Raw genomic sequence first — 16286 nt, forward strand, 5'->3', positions numbered from 1 at the left:
GGCACGGGTGGGATATGGGGGAATTCCATCCGTTCATTCCATCATGAAAGTCACTCTTAAGACGGTTGATCACGGGTAAACCATTATTGCCCGCTTGTTTCCAATATTGGAGGCAATCCACCATGCAAGTATGTTCTAGGCAAGGCTGGCGAGTTATTTACCAGCGACTGATAAGACTTGTAATCAGCATTATTTTTATCTGGAACGTTATTTCTATAGGCTGGCTGAACCCCACGACCAAAGTGTGTTGGGCTGCTCTACCGGTTGGGGATGCCGTCAATCCCATGAGTATTTTGAGGCTGGCATTGCCCGTGGATAACGAAGCCATTCAAACTCTTCATCAATACTTAGAAGAGATGCCTCCTCAACTTGAGGATCCAGCTGCGCGATTACAACCCAAACAATGGTTTGAAATTGGCAATAAGGTCACACAGATCATTCAAACCTTTAATAAAGACGCATCCGATCTTCTTGCTGCCATTCCACCTTCCTTTCGGCCCCAGGCTTTGGTCCGCATGAATCAAATTAATGCAGCTCTCGCGGATCTTAAGATCCTATCTGACCAGCAAAATAAAGAAAAATTTGTGGCAAGACGCACCCAAGCCTGGAATTCAGTGGATTTGCTGGCAGCGTCTATGGAGCCACAAATTCCTGTCAACATACCGAATGACTACCAAACGCTGCCTCATCTGAAGGGAAGAGCAGTTGTGGTTCTTGACACTAGTAAGGGGCCAATCACCATGATGGTGGATGGTTATAACGCGCCTATTACTGCTGGTAACTTTCTGGATCTCGTTCAGCGAGAGTTCTATGACGATCTAACATTTACCCGTGAAGATGGGGCCTATGTGGTGCAAACAGGGAATCCAGGGGGAGCCCAAGCTGGATTTGTGGATCCAGAGACCAGCCAATATCGCTCTATTCCTTTGGAGGTTAGGGTCAAGGGGGATTCTGAACCGGTGTACGGATCCACTTTAGAAGAGTTAGGCTTGTCTGATCCTGTTCTTCCCTTTTCTGCCTATGGGACCGTCGCCATGGGGCATCCTGCTGGCGACCCTAATGGTGGTTCCTCTGAATTTTTCTTTCACTTATTTGAGCCTGAATTGACCTCTGCAGGACTAAATTTGCTGGATGGCCAATATGCCGTTTTTGGCTATGTGGTTGCGGGACAAGATGTATTAGCTCAATTACGTCATGGCGATCATCTGCATTCCGCCCGGGTGGTTGATATTTCTCCACCCAATGGCTTCACCTTACGCTATCTGGATTGGATTCTAGTGCAAAAGAGTCCGATGCCTTTGGCTTAAAACGTTTTTCCATTACCAAGAGCTGAATTGATTACATCAAAATTTATTTTCTATCCATAACTCATAACTTTAATCATGAATAATCAACAATCGAACTTTTCTATCATTTATAGCGGTGATAATAGTTACTCTTCTGTTTTTACAGTGGTGAGTATCGTCGTTTTTTGGCTTCTTTTAGTCTCTATCCTCATTACCATCCTCGCTTATTCAGCGTCCTCTTGTTCTTGTGAAACGACGGGAACCTATTTTGATATTTGGCGTATCGCCTGTCGCCCTTGTGCATAGGGAATGTGGACGATTCCCTATCAAAGTTAGAAACTGCTTGATTTGACTGTCAAGCTTCAATGACTCGCTCAAACAAATCCCCAGGTAGATCTTTTATAATGACCTGCCTGGGGTTTTTTAGCTGGGCTATATGAATAGCGAAGACGCTTATGCCTTGGGGGTTCACACCGGATAAGCAGTGATGGTGATAGATACCCCTTACGCGGTTGCTACTCTTTGCTGAAGAAGACGGCGGATAGCTGCTTTTTCTAGTAAACCGACGAGGGCACCACTTTCTTTAACGACTGCTAGGGTCTGAAGCTTTTCTCTATCCAGCAATGCCACAATGTCGAGGAGTGATTGAGTGGACTGCACCACTGGAGGCAGTACGGTTGGCTGCAAGAGTTCTTTGACGGACACTTGGGGCCATTGCATCGTAGCCACAGAATTTAGATCCTCTAAGTTGACGGACCCGACGAGTTGCCCTTGCTCATCCACAACCAGAAATCTAGACACTTTACCCTGATAAGGAATCGCCTGATTGGCAAGCTGGCGGAGGGAATCATGAAGGCCAATCACAAATTCACCTTCGATCACGACATCTGCTGCAGTGTATCGGCTCAGCTCTTCCTGAAGTTGGGAAGATTGGAAGGCTCGGCCTGCATTCTGGTATAAAAACCAGCCAATCAATGCATTCCAGACACTAAGGGAAAGGATACCGGATGCGATCGCAACCCCACCCACAACCTGGCCAGCACGGGCTGCTATTCTGATGCCTCGATAGCGATTGCCCGTAATTTTCCAGACGGCTGCTTTGAGGACATTACCACCATCTAACGGTAGCCCTGGAATCATATTGAACAAGGCTAAAAATAGGTTGATTGTGGCGAGAAACCCAACGATGGCGGCAATTGGGCCGCTCGGCAAACTCATGCTTCCGTAGGAGAGGAGCGCCCACAGGAGAACGCTAACAGCAGGACCTGCGATCGCAATGGCAAACGCTCCAAAGGGCGTTTTTGATTCCTCTTCCAGACTGGCAAGGCCACCAAACAGAAACAGCGTGATGGACTTCACCTCAATCCCTTGCTGCATCGCCACTAAGCTATGACCGAGTTCATGGGCAAGCACTGAACTAAACAGCAAAATCGCCGTGCCAAGGCCCAGGAGCCAAGGTGCAATTCCCATTAGATTTGGAAACTGTGCTGCGAGGCCGTTGCCATAGGTCCAAGAAAAAAACAGCAATACCAAAAACCATGATGCATTGAGATAGAAAGGGATGCCAAAGAGGCTGCCTAACCTAAAGTTACCGTTCATGAAAAGACTCCTAATCGATGGATGAGCAACCCTCCTCGAAAGGTTAACGGTAGGAATTGCTCCTTATTGAAATTGTAACGAAGTGTAAATTTATGCTTTTCCGTAGTAACCGCCCTGAATCGTTCGGTTCTCCTGTGGGGTGGTCGCCCAGCCCTTATCCAATTCAACGCCCTCGCTAGGATTGCCAGACCTGATGTGGTCAATCACTCGCTATACATTGATCTCGATGGAGGACCTTTCGTTGTGCATGACTCAGGTTCTAGGGGGCAAGCTTGCAGTTTGGCTGCATTCAGTTGGGAAAACTACGCTTCAACCTTAGACGGCTGAATTTTATCGATTGCCTCCAAAAAACTTCGTAGACTGTTGGTATTGCTATAAGGGAGAAATCCTGATGGGATACAATCGCATTCTGGCAGCGGTAGATGCTTCATCCTTGCGATCGATTGTGTATGAGCAGGCGTTGGAAACGGCTCAACTCCACCAAGCTGAATTATTGCTTCTGCATGCGATTGAAGCGGATATCAGTCCGTCGTCGGGTAATCCTCTCGATACCGGGTACCTCTCTCCATCTGTGGTGGATCTGCAGATGGCTCAGCAAGCGTGGGAGGTGCAACTTTCAGAAGCAAAACAATGGCTACAAGACTTTTGCCAAGCGGCTAAACAACAGGGGGTTGAGGCAACCTTTGAAGCGGAGTTGGGAAATCCAGGGTATCAAGTTTGCGATCTCGCTCGGGATTGGCAAGCTGACTTAATCGTTGTGGGGCGACATGGCCGCACTGGCATCACAGAACTCATATTGGGAAGTGTCAGCAATCACGTCGTTCACCATGCCCCTTGTTCCGTCTTGGTGATTCAGGGAGAAGAAAAGGTTATGGACGTGTCCGGCTAATTGTAGCCTTTGGAAGTTTAAAGGTGATTCAGTAGGATTTTCCAGTGCTATAGTCAGCTGCCACCAGCCTTAATGGTTGGTGGCAGATAAAAGGGAAAGGTCTAACTGATGCATGAAATCAGCCCTTTTCTAACTGGCTTGGGGTTGCTGGGGACCGGAGCCAAACAGATCGGTGTCTGTTAAGCCAAAGACCACCATTGGCCATCCATCAGACATCAGATTTAAGCCAATCAAGAGACCCAAGATCCAGGCAGAGTCAGCAGGCCAGCCCAACATAATCGAAAGACCAAACACAACGGCAAATACACCACTCCCTAGGGTCCAATACCAGCCAGACTCTTCCTCTCGCATACGAATAGCCATCATGGCTTGCAAAATACCTTCGATAAGAATGAAAGTCCCCACAGCGAAGGTTAGGCTCAGGACACCTTGAAGGGGATAGAACAGTAGCAATAAACTTGAGCCAATGTAGCCTGCACCTAATAGAAGTTTAAAGGCTAAGCTTTTCACATTAGTACGAGACTGATAAGCATAAATCAGTTGAATAATACCGCTACTAAAAAAGACGCCTGCAATCACTAGTTCCGTAGCTAATGTACTGACAAAGGGCATGGTAATGGCGACGAAGCCTAGGACAACGAGCAGTGTGCCCAGGGCGATAGACCATTTCCCGAATGAAGGCTGGCTTTTTTGAATATCTTGGTTACTCATATATGCATCCTTTTTGGTTGCGGAATATTGAAGTTTTAATTCCGCGAATTAATCTGTAATTATCATCTGTGAAATAGTGTTGAATTGAATCTACCTTTAGAGAGAAAGCCATGAGAAATTCACCTAACCTAAGGTGTATATAGCATTTCTAAAGGGACTATTGATGTTGATATTTTTTGTTAAAATATAGTTTATATCTATAAGGAATTGCAGGTGCTATGCATAACGAATCTACCTTCTCCAGAAAGATTGGATGAGGCCAAAATCTCTGTCTAAAGGTAGTTCTGTGACAACCTTTCTTGCTTATATTATTTATCTAGTTGTTCGATATTGATTGAGCAAAAACGCAGTTTTTTGAGGATTTTTAATGGACGTCATAGCCTACGTTTTTATCTTAGCCTGTATTATCGGCTTATTCTTTTTTGCTGTTTTCTTCCGCGAGAAACCCACCCTTGATAAAATTCAAAGCCGAAGTTTTCGTGAATCTTCTCAGTCTACTAGAAGATAAAATAGTGTATTGCGTGCCATCCAAGAAAAGGATGGCACGCAATAAGATAGAAACAAAAAGATGATATGAAAAATTTTGATTGGCCCAAAATCTGATTCAAATGATCAGTTTTTTGAGGTTTTAGGTAATTAAAGTATGGCTTTGAGATTTCCTGAAGGGAATATTTGTTTCTTGATATAAATTACTCTTCTTGAGGCCAAGTGAACTTGAACGTTGTACCATGATTGACCTCAGATTCGATCTGGATACTTCCCCCTTTAGATTCGATGATCTTCTTGACAATTGATAGGCCAATCCCTGTGTTTTCTGTTGCGTCGCGACTATCTAAGACTTGAAAGATTTTAAAGATCTTATCGTGATAATCCTCGGCGATACCTGGACCATCATCACTAACCATAAACTCATAAAAATCCAATTGCTTTTGCTCTGAGATACGAATATGCCCCTCTGATTGGTGATGATGTTTGATGGCATTGCTCAGTAGGTTGCTAAAGACCTGCTGTAATTGGAGGGTATCCGTTTTTAGAGTGGGCATTGGCCCCACAATCTCAATCTTGAATTCGGCAGGGGGAGCCAACGAATCGATGATGTCAGCCAGTAAGTCTCCGACCCTAACCGTTTCTATCGTGGATTGGCGGCGACCTACCCGAGAAAATTGCAGCAGCCCATTAATCAAGGCCTCCATACGATGAACCCGTTTTCGCAGCAAGTTCATCTGGTAGCGGTTTTCTTCGTCTAGTTTTTCGTCGAGATCTTCTTCAATCCACTCAGAAAGATTGGCAATCGCTCGCAAAGGCGCTTTCAGGTCATGGGAAACCACATAAGTAAACTGGTCTAGCTCTTTATTGCGATCGGCTAAGGTGAGATTTGCCGTTGCCAAAATACGGTTCGTGGCAGCTAATTCATCCCCTCGGCGCAGCATTTGTTTTTCCGTTTGCCGATACAAAGACAATGCGGCAGCAATCCCCAGCAGGCTAATTACACCAGACACCCCCAATAGGGCATCATTGACAAACCTAGCTTGGTTCAGACGGGTGCGACGTCTAACTAATATTTCTTGCTCAGCATCTTTAAAGTCTTGCAAGGATTGCCGAACTGCATCCATCCGGGCTTTCCCTTGTTCCACTAAAGCCCCGAGGCGAGGGGCCTGGGGTGCAAATCGAAAGTCATTTTCAATTTGCTTCAGGGTTTTAGCAAGAATATCCAGTTCTTGTTGGATTAAAAGTTTTAGCTCAGTAATCTGTTGGCTTTGTTCTGGGTTTTCTTGAACCTGTTGAGATAATGCCTGTAGCGTTGGCTCAATTTCAGGTAATGCCTCTCGATAAGAAACCAGAAATTTTTGGTCTTCGGTGAGTCCATAGCCCCGAATGCCTGTCTCTGCATTGATTAAGGCGTTTAAGAGTTGATCGCTGGTGCGCAATACCTTTTGGGTATGGACGATCTGTCGGTAGGTAAAATCTTCATTCTTGCGAGTGCCGATCCAGGCCGCCATCGTGATTAACAGACAGGTTAAAGGGATGGCTAAAATAACGGTTCCTTGGCGCGTTAGGGATAGGTTCGTCCAGAGGTACAGGATGGATTTTCCCTTTGCAGATTTTTTGGCTTTAGACGTTTGCTCGGCTTGTCCCATAGTGTTGCAACGTTAGATTCAGTCTCCCTGGAAACTTATTAAGTGACTAAGCCTGACCGAAGGGCTCTGACGGCAGCTTGGGTTCGGTCATCGGCGCAGAGTTTATTCAAAATGCTGCGCACGTGAGTTTTGACGGTGCCGACGGAAATATAGAGCTTGTCTGCAATCACGGCGTTACTGCATCCTGCCACAATCAGTTCTAAAACTTCTAATTCGCGATCCGTTAACGGTTCTGTTTCTAGGATGGCTTGGTATTCCGGATCGGTGGCTTTAATTACTGTGGTGTCGGTTTCAGCATCTTGAGGAGTCTTTTTTGACGCTTTAGCCTGTTGCAAGACAATCCGAGCAATGTTGGGATCAATCCAAGCATTGCCTTCATGGGTCAGCTGAATGGCGCTGAGTAAATCCTCGACACTAACTTCCTTGAGGCTGTAGGAATCTGCGCCAGCAGCAAAGGCCGCCAGTACGGCATCTTCACTGGTATTGGCTGTCAGCATCAGCACCTTAGTTTGCAAGCTGTCATCCGCTTGCTGGAATTGTTTGAGCTGTAGGGTGACTTCAATGCCGTCGATGTCGGGCAAGCCAATATCCAAAATGGCAACATCGGGTTTGTATTGCTGAATCATCTCCAAACCCTGGCGACCATTGGCCGCCGACCCGAGGACATCCACGGTCCCACTGTGCTGGAGCGCGGCGGTTAGGCCCACACGGCTGAGATCATGGTCTTCGATAATAACAACCTGAATTTTAGTCATGGATTCGCCTTGTTAACGGGTGAGTAAGAGGAGCAGGAAACGGACTAGGGTGCCGTTAAAGATAGGTCGTTCAGAGGAGAATGTTCGTTTGACTTCAATGGGGATATACCGATCGTGGCACTGATTGCTTTGGCTTGCTCAACATTGTCGGCAATCGTTTGGCAAATGTCATCGATGGGTAAATCATTGGCATCTTGGCCAAAGGGGTTATCCAATTCTCGTCCCACCTCTTCCAGTCCCAGCAGGATAAAGCTCACCACCGCCACCATGGGCACTGCCCATCCATGAATCTCAGGCACCCAACGGAAGGGTAAGCCCACACAGTAAATCAGGATCAACCGTTTCAAGTAAATTCGATAGGCAATGGGAAGGGGAGTAGAGCGAATGCGTTCACAGCTACTGATTCCTTCAATCATTTTGCCAAGAGCCTGGTCAAGATTGGAAGCTTGGTTACTGTCGATATAGCCTTGCTGCAGCGCCTGTTGCAGGTGCATCCCGATCCAAAACGTGATTTGCAAGGGAGGATGCTGGGCGTCTGCCAAAATTTGCGCTTGCTCAGGTGTAATTAGGTCTTGCAGGGTGTCACCGATGGGTTCTGATCGCAGGTGCAGTTTTGTGGCTAGGGCAATGGCAACGAGTAGATTGAGTAGGGTGTCTCGATCCGTGGATGGGGTGGCTTTGGGGGAGGGCCAAAGTAAAGCAACCTGACGAGCAAAGTTGCGGCTATTAACGACCAGTGTTCCCCAAGCTTTGCGGCCATCCCAAAACCGATCGTAGGCCGTGTTAGTGCGAAACACGAGCAGTAAGCCCAAGACCAGGTTGTAGACCACATTGGTGGTTAAGTCACCGATTTCTTGGAGGTAGATGGGGTAGTCAAAATAGTCAAGACTACAGATGGCCAAGGTAAACCCGGTAAAGGCCAGAATTCGAGGCAGGATAATGCCCGCGACGGAGCCGTCGAGTCTGAAAGTGGTTGCTAGCCAATTCGATTTGGTTGGAGTATACATAGTGTCGTTTAGCTGGAAAGATTGAGTTCGTCGGCTTGGGTTTCAATAAACAGCCGCATGCGACGAACGTTGCGATAGTTGGCGGCCTGGGATTGCGCTTGGTAAAGGGCTGCCGCTTGGTTTAAATCTGAGATCGCACGTTCATATTGCTCTTGCAAATAATGAACCCAACCTCGCTGCTCCAGAATTTGTGGGTTTTGTCCAGCGGAGAGATCTACCGCTTTATTAAAGGCTTGGAGGCTATTGATATAATCCTCGACAATCAAAGCATTCATTCCCACCGTTTGCCAGTCCTGAGCCGTTTGTAGCGTGTCAGGTAGAGGCTGGCGAACGGTGATGGGTCTTTTAAAGCTGCGGTGCTGCTCTGCAGGTGTTGCCGTTGCTATTCCAGGTAGAACGCTATTAAAGACAATTACTAAACATAAGGTTGGTACTAATCTCAAAGGCATAAATAGCTCGTGTCATTACTAATCTCCACCTTAGAAAATTCAGGAGCTTCATACATCTTCTAAAAGACAGGATTATGTCTCTCTCCAAAGATAGAGATGGATAAAAATTTGAGTCATTTATGGATCACAATCTCTACCTTAGGGAGGATGGCCAGAACTATAAGTTACGGCTAGAGGTAGAGGAGAGTCTTCGGTAGCTTCCTATTAAATGTAACTATCAGATTTAGCCTTAACTCATGAAATACGACCATCAGCTCTTAACCGATCCTCAGACATCTGCCCCTAAGACGGGTGGTATTGCTTACCAGGAAGCCCTCAAAAAATGGTCAGAACGGCCTACTCAGCTCTTATCGCCATCCCAGTCCTTGCTAAGTTTGGAGTCCGTTGGACGGACTGATGTCGGGCTTAATCGCTCCCACAACGAAGATTACTTTTCGATTGATCAGCAGCACTTTTGCACGCCTGATCTTCCTGATGGTGGCTATCGAGGTCTCTATATCCTTTGTGATGGCATGGGGGGCATGGCTAGAGGAGAAGTGGCAAGTGAACTGGCGACTAAAACCCTACGGAGTTATCTGAATAGCCGCTGGCAACGCCATTTACCTACTGAAATTGGTTTAGAACTGGCTATTAATACGGCCAATAAAGCAGTCTATGAACGCAACCAGAGAGAGCAGCGTGCTGGCTCGGGCCGCATGGGAACCACTGCCGTTGTGGTAATGGTAAATAATACCCACATTAGATATGTCCATATTGGAGACAGTCGCCTGTATCGATTGACACGACAATATGGTCTGCAGCAATTAACCACCGATCACAATGCCTATCAGCGGGCTTTGCAGCGGGGCTACTCCCCAGAAGAAGCGCAAGCCTTTGGGCCACAATTGACCAAAGCCTTAGGACCTTGGTCTGGGGAATCGCTCCGCCCTAAGTCTCAAACCTTAGCGGTGGAAGAAGATACGGTCTTTCTCCTCTGCTCTGATGGCCTCAGCGATCACGATTTATTGGAAAACCATGCCAATAGTCATTTAATGGGAATGTTGGATTTTCGTACCGATCTTGCGACTGGGATGGATCAACTGATGGCATTGGCCAACCAGAAAAATGGTCATGACAACATTACTGCGATCGCAGTTCGGTTACGGCCTCAGCCTTAAAGGCGTCAATACCCAGGAACCAGGCTGGTGCGAGATCTGACGTTAGGAGCCCAACCTCGCTTAAAGCTGCTGGTCTCCAGAATGGTGGGAGACCACAAATCTCTTCCTTTCTATAGAGGTAAAATCGAGCAACGGTCCGATAGTCTGGAAGAGTCTCACTTAAAAATAGGTCTGTTAAAACTAAATACAACGTACAGGGTGGCTTGAGAAGGAGATGAATGACAAAGCAATCAACATTTTGCTCGTAGAAGATGACGAAGTAGACGTGATGAACGTCAAGCGGGCTTTCAAAAAAGGCATGATTACAAATCCCTTGTATGTCGCCAATAATGGCCTGGAAGCCTTGTCCATGTTGCGAGGAGAAGCGGGGGAGAAACCGCCCGTACCGAAGCATCGCCGTCTGATTCTGTTGGATCTCAATATGCCCAAAATGAATGGGTTGGAATTTCTAGAAGTCTTGCGCAGCGATCCGGATCTGCAATCGATTCCGGTGGTGGTATTGACCACCTCCGATGAAGATCGCGATCGCATCGAGGCATACCACTACAATGTGGCCGGTTATATCCTGAAACCCGTAACGTTTTCCAACTTTGCAGAGGTGATGACCACCCTCAATAAATACTGGACCCTTTGCGAAATGCTGTAGTGGGATTGATGGACGAGACGCTCAAACTCCTAGTGATTGATGATGATGAAGTCGATCGGATGGCCGTTCGGCGGGCCTTAGGCAAAACCAATTTAGAGGTGGATCTGTCTGAAGCAGAGGATGGAGAAGCGGCCCTGTCTCTTCTTAAAAACCAGCAATTTGACTGTATTTTCGTCGATTTTTTACTGCCTGATCGGGATGGGTTGTCCTTAGCCAAGCAGCTGCAGCGATTGCAGGTAGACACCCCCTTTGTAGTACTGACGGGACAAGGGGATGAGCAAATTGCAGTAGATGTTATGAAAGCTGGAGCCGCCGATTATCTGGCGAAACATCGGATTACACCGACAACTTTGGCTCGAACGATTCGCAGTGCCATTCGCCTCCATCGAGCTGAACAAGCCGCCCGCGCTGCCAAGCAGAAATTGCAAATCACCAATGATCAGTTACGGCAACAGAATGAAGAACTGGCCCACCATCGGGCTCAGATTGAAGCCCAGAACCAAGAGCTGATTAAAGCCTATCGCCTCAAGTCTGAGTTTATTGCCACCATTTCCCACGAGCTGCGAACGCCCATGAATGCAATTATGGGATTCTCTCAATTACTCTTGCGCCAGTATCCCGATCCCTTGAGTGAGCAGCAGTTGGACATGGTGCAGCGGATTTTTGACAACAGCCGCAATTTGTTGACTATGGTCAATGAAGTGTTGGACTTCTCTAAGATTGAGGCCAATCGCCTCGAACTGCACCCCGAACCCTTTCAACTCTCGGTTCCCATCCTGGCAACGATACAAGAACTCCAGGCCCTGGCCGTAGAAAAGGCTCTGACCTTAAAGGCGGAGATCCCGGAGACGCTGCAATCCATCCAGTTGACCAACGACCCTGAATGCCTCCGCCGGGTCCTGGTCAATCTGATTTCCAATGCCATCAAATTTACCGAAGCGGGTGAAGTGACGCTCCAGCTCCACCAGCCCCAGCCCGACCAGATCAAAATTTCGGTGGTGGATACGGGCATTGGCATGACGCCTGAGCAGCTAAGCACCATCTTTGATCCCTTCTGTCAGGCCGATCAGTCTCTAACCCGCCATCATTCCGGGACTGGGTTGGGCCTTGCGATCACGGAATCCTTGGTTAAAGCCATGCAGGGGCAGATTTCAGTGAGCAGTCAACCGGGAGTTGGCTCAACTTTTACCGTTGAATTGCCCCTACAAGTGCAGACCTTGCCGAATGCCAAAGCTAAATCCTCTGTAATCTAGTGCCCCCTTTGAGAAGTTTATGTCGCCTGCTTTATTGTCTAACCGCTATATTCTGGCCGTTGACGATCTGCCAGATAATTTGATGCTGCTCAAAATGATGTTGGAGAGTGCGGGCTACCGAATAGAGCTGGTGGATAGTGGTCCGGCGGCGCTGGCACAGATCCAAAAAGCCCAACCCGATTTAGTGATTTTGGATGTGATGATGCCGGGGATGAGTGGCTATGAAGTCACCCAGAAGATTCGCAATGACCCTCAATTACCCTATATTCCTATTCTGTTGATATCCGCCCACGAGCGCTCAAGCGTGGTCAAGGGACTGGATGCCGGAGCCGATGATTTTATTCGTAAACCTGTGGAGTTAGAGGAACTGCAGGCGCGGGTGCGATCGCTTCTGCGTCTCAAGCAATCCATCGACCAGCGGGAGAACTTTATCTCTTGCCTCACCCATGATTTACGGACGCCGTTAATCGCTTGCGATCGCATGGTGGACTTGGTCCGCCAAGGGGTATTTGGAGACATCGCCCCAGCGGTTGAGGAAGCCCTGGCGGGCGTTAGCAGCAGCAACCAAAACTTGCTGCAGATGCTCAACAATTTGCTAGAGGTCTACTGCTATGAACTGGGGGAAAAGAAACTCAGTTTTATCTCCGTTGATATGCAGGAATTGATCACTGAGGTGGTTACAGAACTCCATCCCCTGGCCTTAGAAAAGAACCTAGAGCTAATCGGCAATTGGCAGTCTGAGGTGCGGGAATTGAGTTGCGATCGCATGGAGTTGCGCCGGGTAATCACCAACCTCATCAACAATGCCATAAAGTTTACGGACACGGGTTCTGTAACCGTATCCAGTACCTCCGACACGAAACACCTTCAAATTGAGATTCAAGATACCGGCGTTGGTATTGCCGAAGCGGACCAAGCCCAGATTTTTGAGAGGTTTAAACAGACCCAGCATAATCGCTCTGGCCACGGCCTAGGGTTGCATTTATGTCAGCAAGTGGTCCAGGCTCATGGCGGGGAATTATCGGTGAGATCGCAACTTGGTCAAGGGAGTACCTTCACCCTTCAGCTCCCTCTGGCTGACTCTTAATTGCTGGCCAACATTCCCTGCAAAAAGGATCTATGTCTAAAGGTATAGATCTGTGTATACCTACGGGTAGAACCCTTTCCCAGCTTGGGTTGATAGGGTAAGGATAAGCTTTCACACCTGCAACATTCATTCTGTACTCGATATTGCATCAATATTATCTGGAGAATGGCAAAGTTGCAGAGGAGGAGGATTTGAAGATTTTGCTATAAGGAGCGTTCCCCATGCCAATGACAACCGACAGCAGACAAGCCTATATCGAAAAGGTCAAAGCTCAACTAGATCAATACGATGCCCAACTCGCAGAAATGAAAGCCAGAGCCGATCAAGTGGCTGCAAGTGCTCAAGTTGAATACCATTCCATGATGGAAGAAGCTCTAGTGAAACGAGATGCCATGCAGGCTCAACTCACCAAACTTCACCGTTCCAGTGAGAGCGCTTGGGAAGAGATCCAAAACGGTTTAGAAAAAGCTGGACAAGAATTACAAAAATCTTTTGAAGCCGCTTTAGGAAAATTTCAGTAAAGAATTTGAGTGATCCATCATCCATTGCTTCTGAGAAAGTCAGCAGTGTCCCAGAATTTTGTAGGTAGAAGTCAATCACGATAATGTCCGATATTCTTAAGACTATTGAGTCAAGCTTAAATGAGCTGCTAGCAAGTTCAGTCAAGGTTTTCCCAGCGTTGTTAACGGCTGTCATTGTTTTATTCCTAACCCGATATATGGCGCAATTTGCGCAACGTGTAGTGGGCAAAGCGGGCAAAACTGCCTTTCGGAGTCATTCTATTCAAATCCTCCTAGAGAAAACGGCCTATGTTATGACCTGGGTGATAGGTGTTGTTTTTGCAGGGGTACTGGTGTTTCCTGGCCTAGATTTAGGAGATATTATTGCCACTCTAGGTTTAGGTTCTGTCGCGATTGGTTTTGCGTTTCAAGACATTATCAAAAACTTTTTCGCAGGTATTTTATTACTCCTACAAGAACCCTTCAGTATCAATGACCAAATCATTATCGATAGCTTTGAAGGAACCGTTGAGAAAATTAATTTTCGCACCACTCAGATTCGTACATATCAAGGGGAGCGGATTCTGATCCCTAATGCCAATGTGTTTACCAGTGCAGTCCAGGTGCAAACGGCTTATCCAAGTCGGCGGACGGATCTAGGGGTTGGGGTTGATTACAATACGCCTCTAGAAGATGCTGCAAGCCTCTTGCAAGATACGATTGAACAGTTAGAGGGAGTGTTGCCTTCTCCTAGAGTTGAAATTGACTTAGTTGGATTTGGTGACAGCTCGATTGACTTTATCGTTCGCTATTGGACGGAACCTCAGCAGGCCCAGGTGAGACGAATTCAAACCAAGGCGATTATCGTGATTAAGAAGGCCTTTGACAAAGCGGATATCAATATCCCCTATCCTATTCGGACGCTGTATTACTACAACCAAGATAATTACAACGATTACATGCCAACTAACAGGAATAGTAATAATCACCAGTTATCCAAGGTTTAGGTTGTTTACGCCTAATGGTTATTATTTTGAACCCCACATTTATGTGTGGGGTTTTTAGCTGTCTTGAAAACCTGATCCTGGTTTATGTTCAACTGCAGGACAATTTCTTCTACTGCCATCATCCTGGAATCTATAAAGAGCAATTATCAGTAGATCACAAACCACTAGTTTGACAATGCAATATCCATGGTTTCAGGCTGTGCCATCCCACTATAATATTGCGAACTTTTATACTCCTGAAGAAGTCGTACACAAATGCATAGCTAGAAAATGCCTATCTTCCATGGATCACAGCAGAATTTGGCCACTGATCCAAACGTACTATTGACAAGGCTTCTAGAGACGTTTTCGATCTACATAATTTTGGAAAGCTTACTATGGTCCAGTATGTTCGGACATCACTTCCACTATCCTCAAAAGTTGACTATTTCGTTGACGCTCATGCTGTAACTGATCTTCTTGAGTTTGTAGTTGAGCCTTATAGCTTGCCTCCATTCGTTGTAACTCACGACTGTAATTTTCCTTGGCTGTCGTTTCAATAACACTTTTATCCACCGCAAGCGACCCTTCTAAACGGATAATAAGTTCCTCGCCCTTCCTTTCAATAGCCTGGATGCCAATCGCTTGGTCACCAAACTGGGAGCAGAGCTTCTGAAAAGACTGAAGAAAGGCTCGCCAGTCAATACCATCCACAAAGATTAGATCGATGGATTCCAAAGAGGTCTGGACTAAGGCGGCGAATTCATCCAAACCAAAATTTTCTGTGAGTGGACGACGTTCTTGTTGGGAAGCCTTGAGATAGATATATTCACAAACCACACCAGCAAAGTCAGTCTCAGCATTAATTTTCCAATCTTGAATACAAGCTCTTGTCAACAATGCATTGCGCAGCTTGCTATTAAGGAGATTGGCATTGCTGAGATTGGCACCGCTGAGATTGGCGCCACTAAAGTTAGTATTGCTGAGATTGGCATTGCTGAGGTCAGCATCTCTAAGATTCGCATTGCTAAGGTTGGAACAACTCAGGTCTACACCTCTAAGATTGGCATCACTAAAGTTGGAACGAGCTAAGTCTGAATCACTAAGGTCAGCACCGATGAGGTCAGTACCACTGAGGTAGGCACCAATAAGGTCTGAATCCCTGAGATCAGCACCAATGAGGCCAGAACCACTGAGATTGGCACGACTGAGGTCTGAATCGCTAAGGTCTGAATCACTAAGGTCTGAATCGCTAAGGTTGACCTCCCTGAGATTGGCACCACTGAGGTCTGAGTCTCTAAGATCGGCACCACTGAGGTAGGCACCGATGAGGTCTGAATCACTGAGGTTAGCACCCATCAGGTCTGAACCACTAAGGTTAGAATCGCTCAGATCAGTATCGGTGAGGTTAGTATGGCTGAGATTGGCACCGATGAGGTTAGCACGGCTGAGATTGGCACCGATGAGATTGGCATGGCTGAGATTGACACAGCTGAGATTGGAATCACTGAGGTCAGCACCGATGAGGTCAGTACCACTGAGATCCGAATTGCTGAGGTTAGCACGGTTCAGGTTGAAATCGCTGAGGTTAACATTGTTGAGGTTGGTAGAGCTAAAGTCTATCTTTATGGCTGTATTCTTTGCTCTCCAAGAATTCCAAGCATCGGCACCTTGCTTTAGTAAATCAACCTGTTCCTGATCAGCCATCACACTCTCAAAATCTTCCCGAAACAATCAATATCACTCAAATCTATTTCCAATAGGTAAATGAAAACCATGTCAATTAAATTCAGCGGGTTGGTTCAAATTAGAGAAACATTTTT

At 46.8% G+C, this 16286-nt stretch carries 16 protein-coding genes; 9 read left to right on the forward strand and 7 right to left on the reverse strand.

The features are described from left to right. Window positions 1–122: 122 nt before the first annotated feature. The gene (locus AM1_RS22850) at window positions 123–1307 is read left to right on the forward strand and encodes a peptidylprolyl isomerase (RefSeq protein ID WP_012165284.1); all 1185 of its coding nucleotides are present in this window, start codon (window positions 123–125) and stop codon (window positions 1305–1307) included. 483 nt (window positions 1308–1790) lie between these two features. Here the strand turns inward: AM1_RS22850 and AM1_RS22855 are convergent, their stop codons facing one another. Then, window positions 1791–2885 (reverse strand): site-2 protease family protein, encoded by a 1095-nt coding sequence (locus AM1_RS22855; RefSeq protein ID WP_012165285.1) that lies wholly within the window; start codon window positions 2883–2885, stop codon window positions 1791–1793. Between the two features lie 391 nt (window positions 2886–3276). Here AM1_RS22855 and AM1_RS22860 point away from each other — a divergent pair, with 391 nt between their 5' ends. After that, window positions 3277–3774 (forward strand): universal stress protein, encoded by a 498-nt coding sequence (locus tag AM1_RS22860; RefSeq protein WP_012165286.1) that lies wholly within the window; start codon window positions 3277–3279, stop codon window positions 3772–3774. Window positions 3775–3903: 129 nt separating this feature from the next. Here the strand turns inward: AM1_RS22860 and AM1_RS22865 are convergent, their stop codons facing one another. Further along, window positions 3904–4485, reverse strand: a complete 582-nt coding sequence (locus tag AM1_RS22865; protein WP_012165287.1) for an HdeD family acid-resistance protein — start codon at window positions 4483–4485, stop codon at window positions 3904–3906. A 367-nt stretch (window positions 4486–4852) separates the two neighbouring features. Between AM1_RS22865 and AM1_RS38785 the strand changes: the two genes are divergently transcribed. Then, window positions 4853–4993 (forward strand): photosystem II reaction center protein T, encoded by a 141-nt coding sequence (locus tag AM1_RS38785; RefSeq protein ID WP_010480156.1) that lies wholly within the window; start codon window positions 4853–4855, stop codon window positions 4991–4993. 181 nt (window positions 4994–5174) lie between these two features. On the opposite strand, the gene AM1_RS22870 is transcribed toward AM1_RS38785, so the two are convergent. The 4 genes from AM1_RS22870 to AM1_RS22885 are packed head-to-tail and all read right to left on the reverse strand — an operon-like array spanning window position 5175 to window position 8834. Further along, window positions 5175–6623: a sensor histidine kinase gene (locus AM1_RS22870; protein WP_012165288.1), complete on the reverse strand. Its 1449-nt coding sequence runs from the start codon at window positions 6621–6623 to the stop codon at window positions 5175–5177. A 38-nt stretch (window positions 6624–6661) separates the two neighbouring features. Beyond that, window positions 6662–7378 (reverse strand): response regulator, encoded by a 717-nt coding sequence (locus AM1_RS22875; protein ID WP_012165289.1) that lies wholly within the window; start codon window positions 7376–7378, stop codon window positions 6662–6664. A 44-nt stretch (window positions 7379–7422) separates the two neighbouring features. Then, window positions 7423–8385, reverse strand: coding sequence for a bestrophin family protein (locus AM1_RS22880; protein WP_012165290.1), 963 nt, complete (start codon window positions 8383–8385; stop codon window positions 7423–7425). An 8-nt stretch (window positions 8386–8393) separates the two neighbouring features. Further along, on the reverse strand, window positions 8394–8834 hold the full coding sequence (locus tag AM1_RS22885; RefSeq protein ID WP_012165291.1) for a tetratricopeptide repeat protein: 441 nt from the start codon (window positions 8832–8834) through the stop codon (window positions 8394–8396). 236 nt (window positions 8835–9070) lie between these two features. Between AM1_RS22885 and AM1_RS22890 the strand changes: the two genes are divergently transcribed. The 6 genes from AM1_RS22890 to AM1_RS22915 all read left to right on the forward strand — a co-directional run bounded on the left by AM1_RS22890 (window position 9071) and on the right by AM1_RS22915 (window position 14484). Continuing rightward, window positions 9071–9991: a protein phosphatase 2C domain-containing protein gene (locus AM1_RS22890; RefSeq protein ID WP_012165292.1), complete on the forward strand. Its 921-nt coding sequence runs from the start codon at window positions 9071–9073 to the stop codon at window positions 9989–9991. Window positions 9992–10205: 214 nt separating this feature from the next. Beyond that, on the forward strand, window positions 10206–10637 hold the full coding sequence (locus AM1_RS22895) for a response regulator (protein ID WP_012165293.1): 432 nt from the start codon (window positions 10206–10208) through the stop codon (window positions 10635–10637). An 8-nt stretch (window positions 10638–10645) separates the two neighbouring features. After that, the gene (locus AM1_RS22900; RefSeq protein ID WP_041660187.1) at window positions 10646–11890 is read left to right on the forward strand and encodes a hybrid sensor histidine kinase/response regulator; all 1245 of its coding nucleotides are present in this window, start codon (window positions 10646–10648) and stop codon (window positions 11888–11890) included. A 19-nt stretch (window positions 11891–11909) separates the two neighbouring features. After that, a complete protein-coding gene (locus AM1_RS22905; RefSeq protein ID WP_012165295.1) occupies window positions 11910–12977 on the forward strand; it encodes a hybrid sensor histidine kinase/response regulator in 1068 nt (355 codons plus the stop codon). Between the two features lie 221 nt (window positions 12978–13198). Continuing rightward, window positions 13199–13498: a sll1863 family stress response protein gene (locus AM1_RS22910; protein ID WP_010474211.1), complete on the forward strand. Its 300-nt coding sequence runs from the start codon at window positions 13199–13201 to the stop codon at window positions 13496–13498. 83 nt (window positions 13499–13581) lie between these two features. Then, window positions 13582–14484: a mechanosensitive ion channel family protein gene (locus AM1_RS22915; protein ID WP_012165296.1), complete on the forward strand. Its 903-nt coding sequence runs from the start codon at window positions 13582–13584 to the stop codon at window positions 14482–14484. Window positions 14485–14859: 375 nt separating this feature from the next. On the opposite strand, the gene AM1_RS37730 is transcribed toward AM1_RS22915, so the two are convergent. Beyond that, on the reverse strand, window positions 14860–16170 hold the full coding sequence (locus AM1_RS37730) for a pentapeptide repeat-containing protein (RefSeq protein WP_148215804.1): 1311 nt from the start codon (window positions 16168–16170) through the stop codon (window positions 14860–14862). Window positions 16171–16286 lie beyond the last annotated feature (116 nt).

Origin of the sequence: Acaryochloris marina MBIC11017, assembly GCF_000018105.1 — a bacterium.
Classification (GTDB): Bacteria; Cyanobacteriota; Cyanobacteriia; order Thermosynechococcales; family Thermosynechococcaceae; genus Acaryochloris; species Acaryochloris marina.

Bases quoted from the DNA above. Each gene is read 5' to 3' on its own strand.
- AM1_RS22850 (WP_012165284.1), top strand. From the start codon at position 123: ATGCAAGTATGTTCTAGGCAAGGCTGGCGAGTTATTTACCAGCGACTG.
- AM1_RS22855 (WP_012165285.1), bottom strand. From the start codon at position 2,885: ATGAACGGTAACTTTAGGTTAGGCAGCCTCTTTGGCATCCCTTTCTAT.
- AM1_RS22860 (WP_012165286.1), top strand. From the start codon at position 3,277: ATGGGATACAATCGCATTCTGGCAGCGGTAGATGCTTCATCCTTGCGA.
- AM1_RS22865 (WP_012165287.1), bottom strand. From the start codon at position 4,485: ATGAGTAACCAAGATATTCAAAAAAGCCAGCCTTCATTCGGGAAATGG.
- AM1_RS38785 (WP_010480156.1), top strand. From the start codon at position 4,853: ATGGACGTCATAGCCTACGTTTTTATCTTAGCCTGTATTATCGGCTTA.
- AM1_RS22870 (WP_012165288.1), bottom strand. From the start codon at position 6,623: ATGGGACAAGCCGAGCAAACGTCTAAAGCCAAAAAATCTGCAAAGGGA.
- AM1_RS22875 (WP_012165289.1), bottom strand. From the start codon at position 7,378: ATGACTAAAATTCAGGTTGTTATTATCGAAGACCATGATCTCAGCCGT.
- AM1_RS22880 (WP_012165290.1), bottom strand. From the start codon at position 8,385: ATGTATACTCCAACCAAATCGAATTGGCTAGCAACCACTTTCAGACTC.
- AM1_RS22885 (WP_012165291.1), bottom strand. From the start codon at position 8,834: ATGCCTTTGAGATTAGTACCAACCTTATGTTTAGTAATTGTCTTTAAT.
- AM1_RS22890 (WP_012165292.1), top strand. From the start codon at position 9,071: ATGAAATACGACCATCAGCTCTTAACCGATCCTCAGACATCTGCCCCT.
- AM1_RS22895 (WP_012165293.1), top strand. From the start codon at position 10,206: ATGAATGACAAAGCAATCAACATTTTGCTCGTAGAAGATGACGAAGTA.
- AM1_RS22900 (WP_041660187.1), top strand. From the start codon at position 10,646: ATGGACGAGACGCTCAAACTCCTAGTGATTGATGATGATGAAGTCGAT.
- AM1_RS22905 (WP_012165295.1), top strand. From the start codon at position 11,910: ATGTCGCCTGCTTTATTGTCTAACCGCTATATTCTGGCCGTTGACGAT.
- AM1_RS22910 (WP_010474211.1), top strand. From the start codon at position 13,199: ATGCCAATGACAACCGACAGCAGACAAGCCTATATCGAAAAGGTCAAA.
- AM1_RS22915 (WP_012165296.1), top strand. From the start codon at position 13,582: ATGTCCGATATTCTTAAGACTATTGAGTCAAGCTTAAATGAGCTGCTA.
- AM1_RS37730 (WP_148215804.1), bottom strand. From the start codon at position 16,170: ATGGCTGATCAGGAACAGGTTGATTTACTAAAGCAAGGTGCCGATGCT.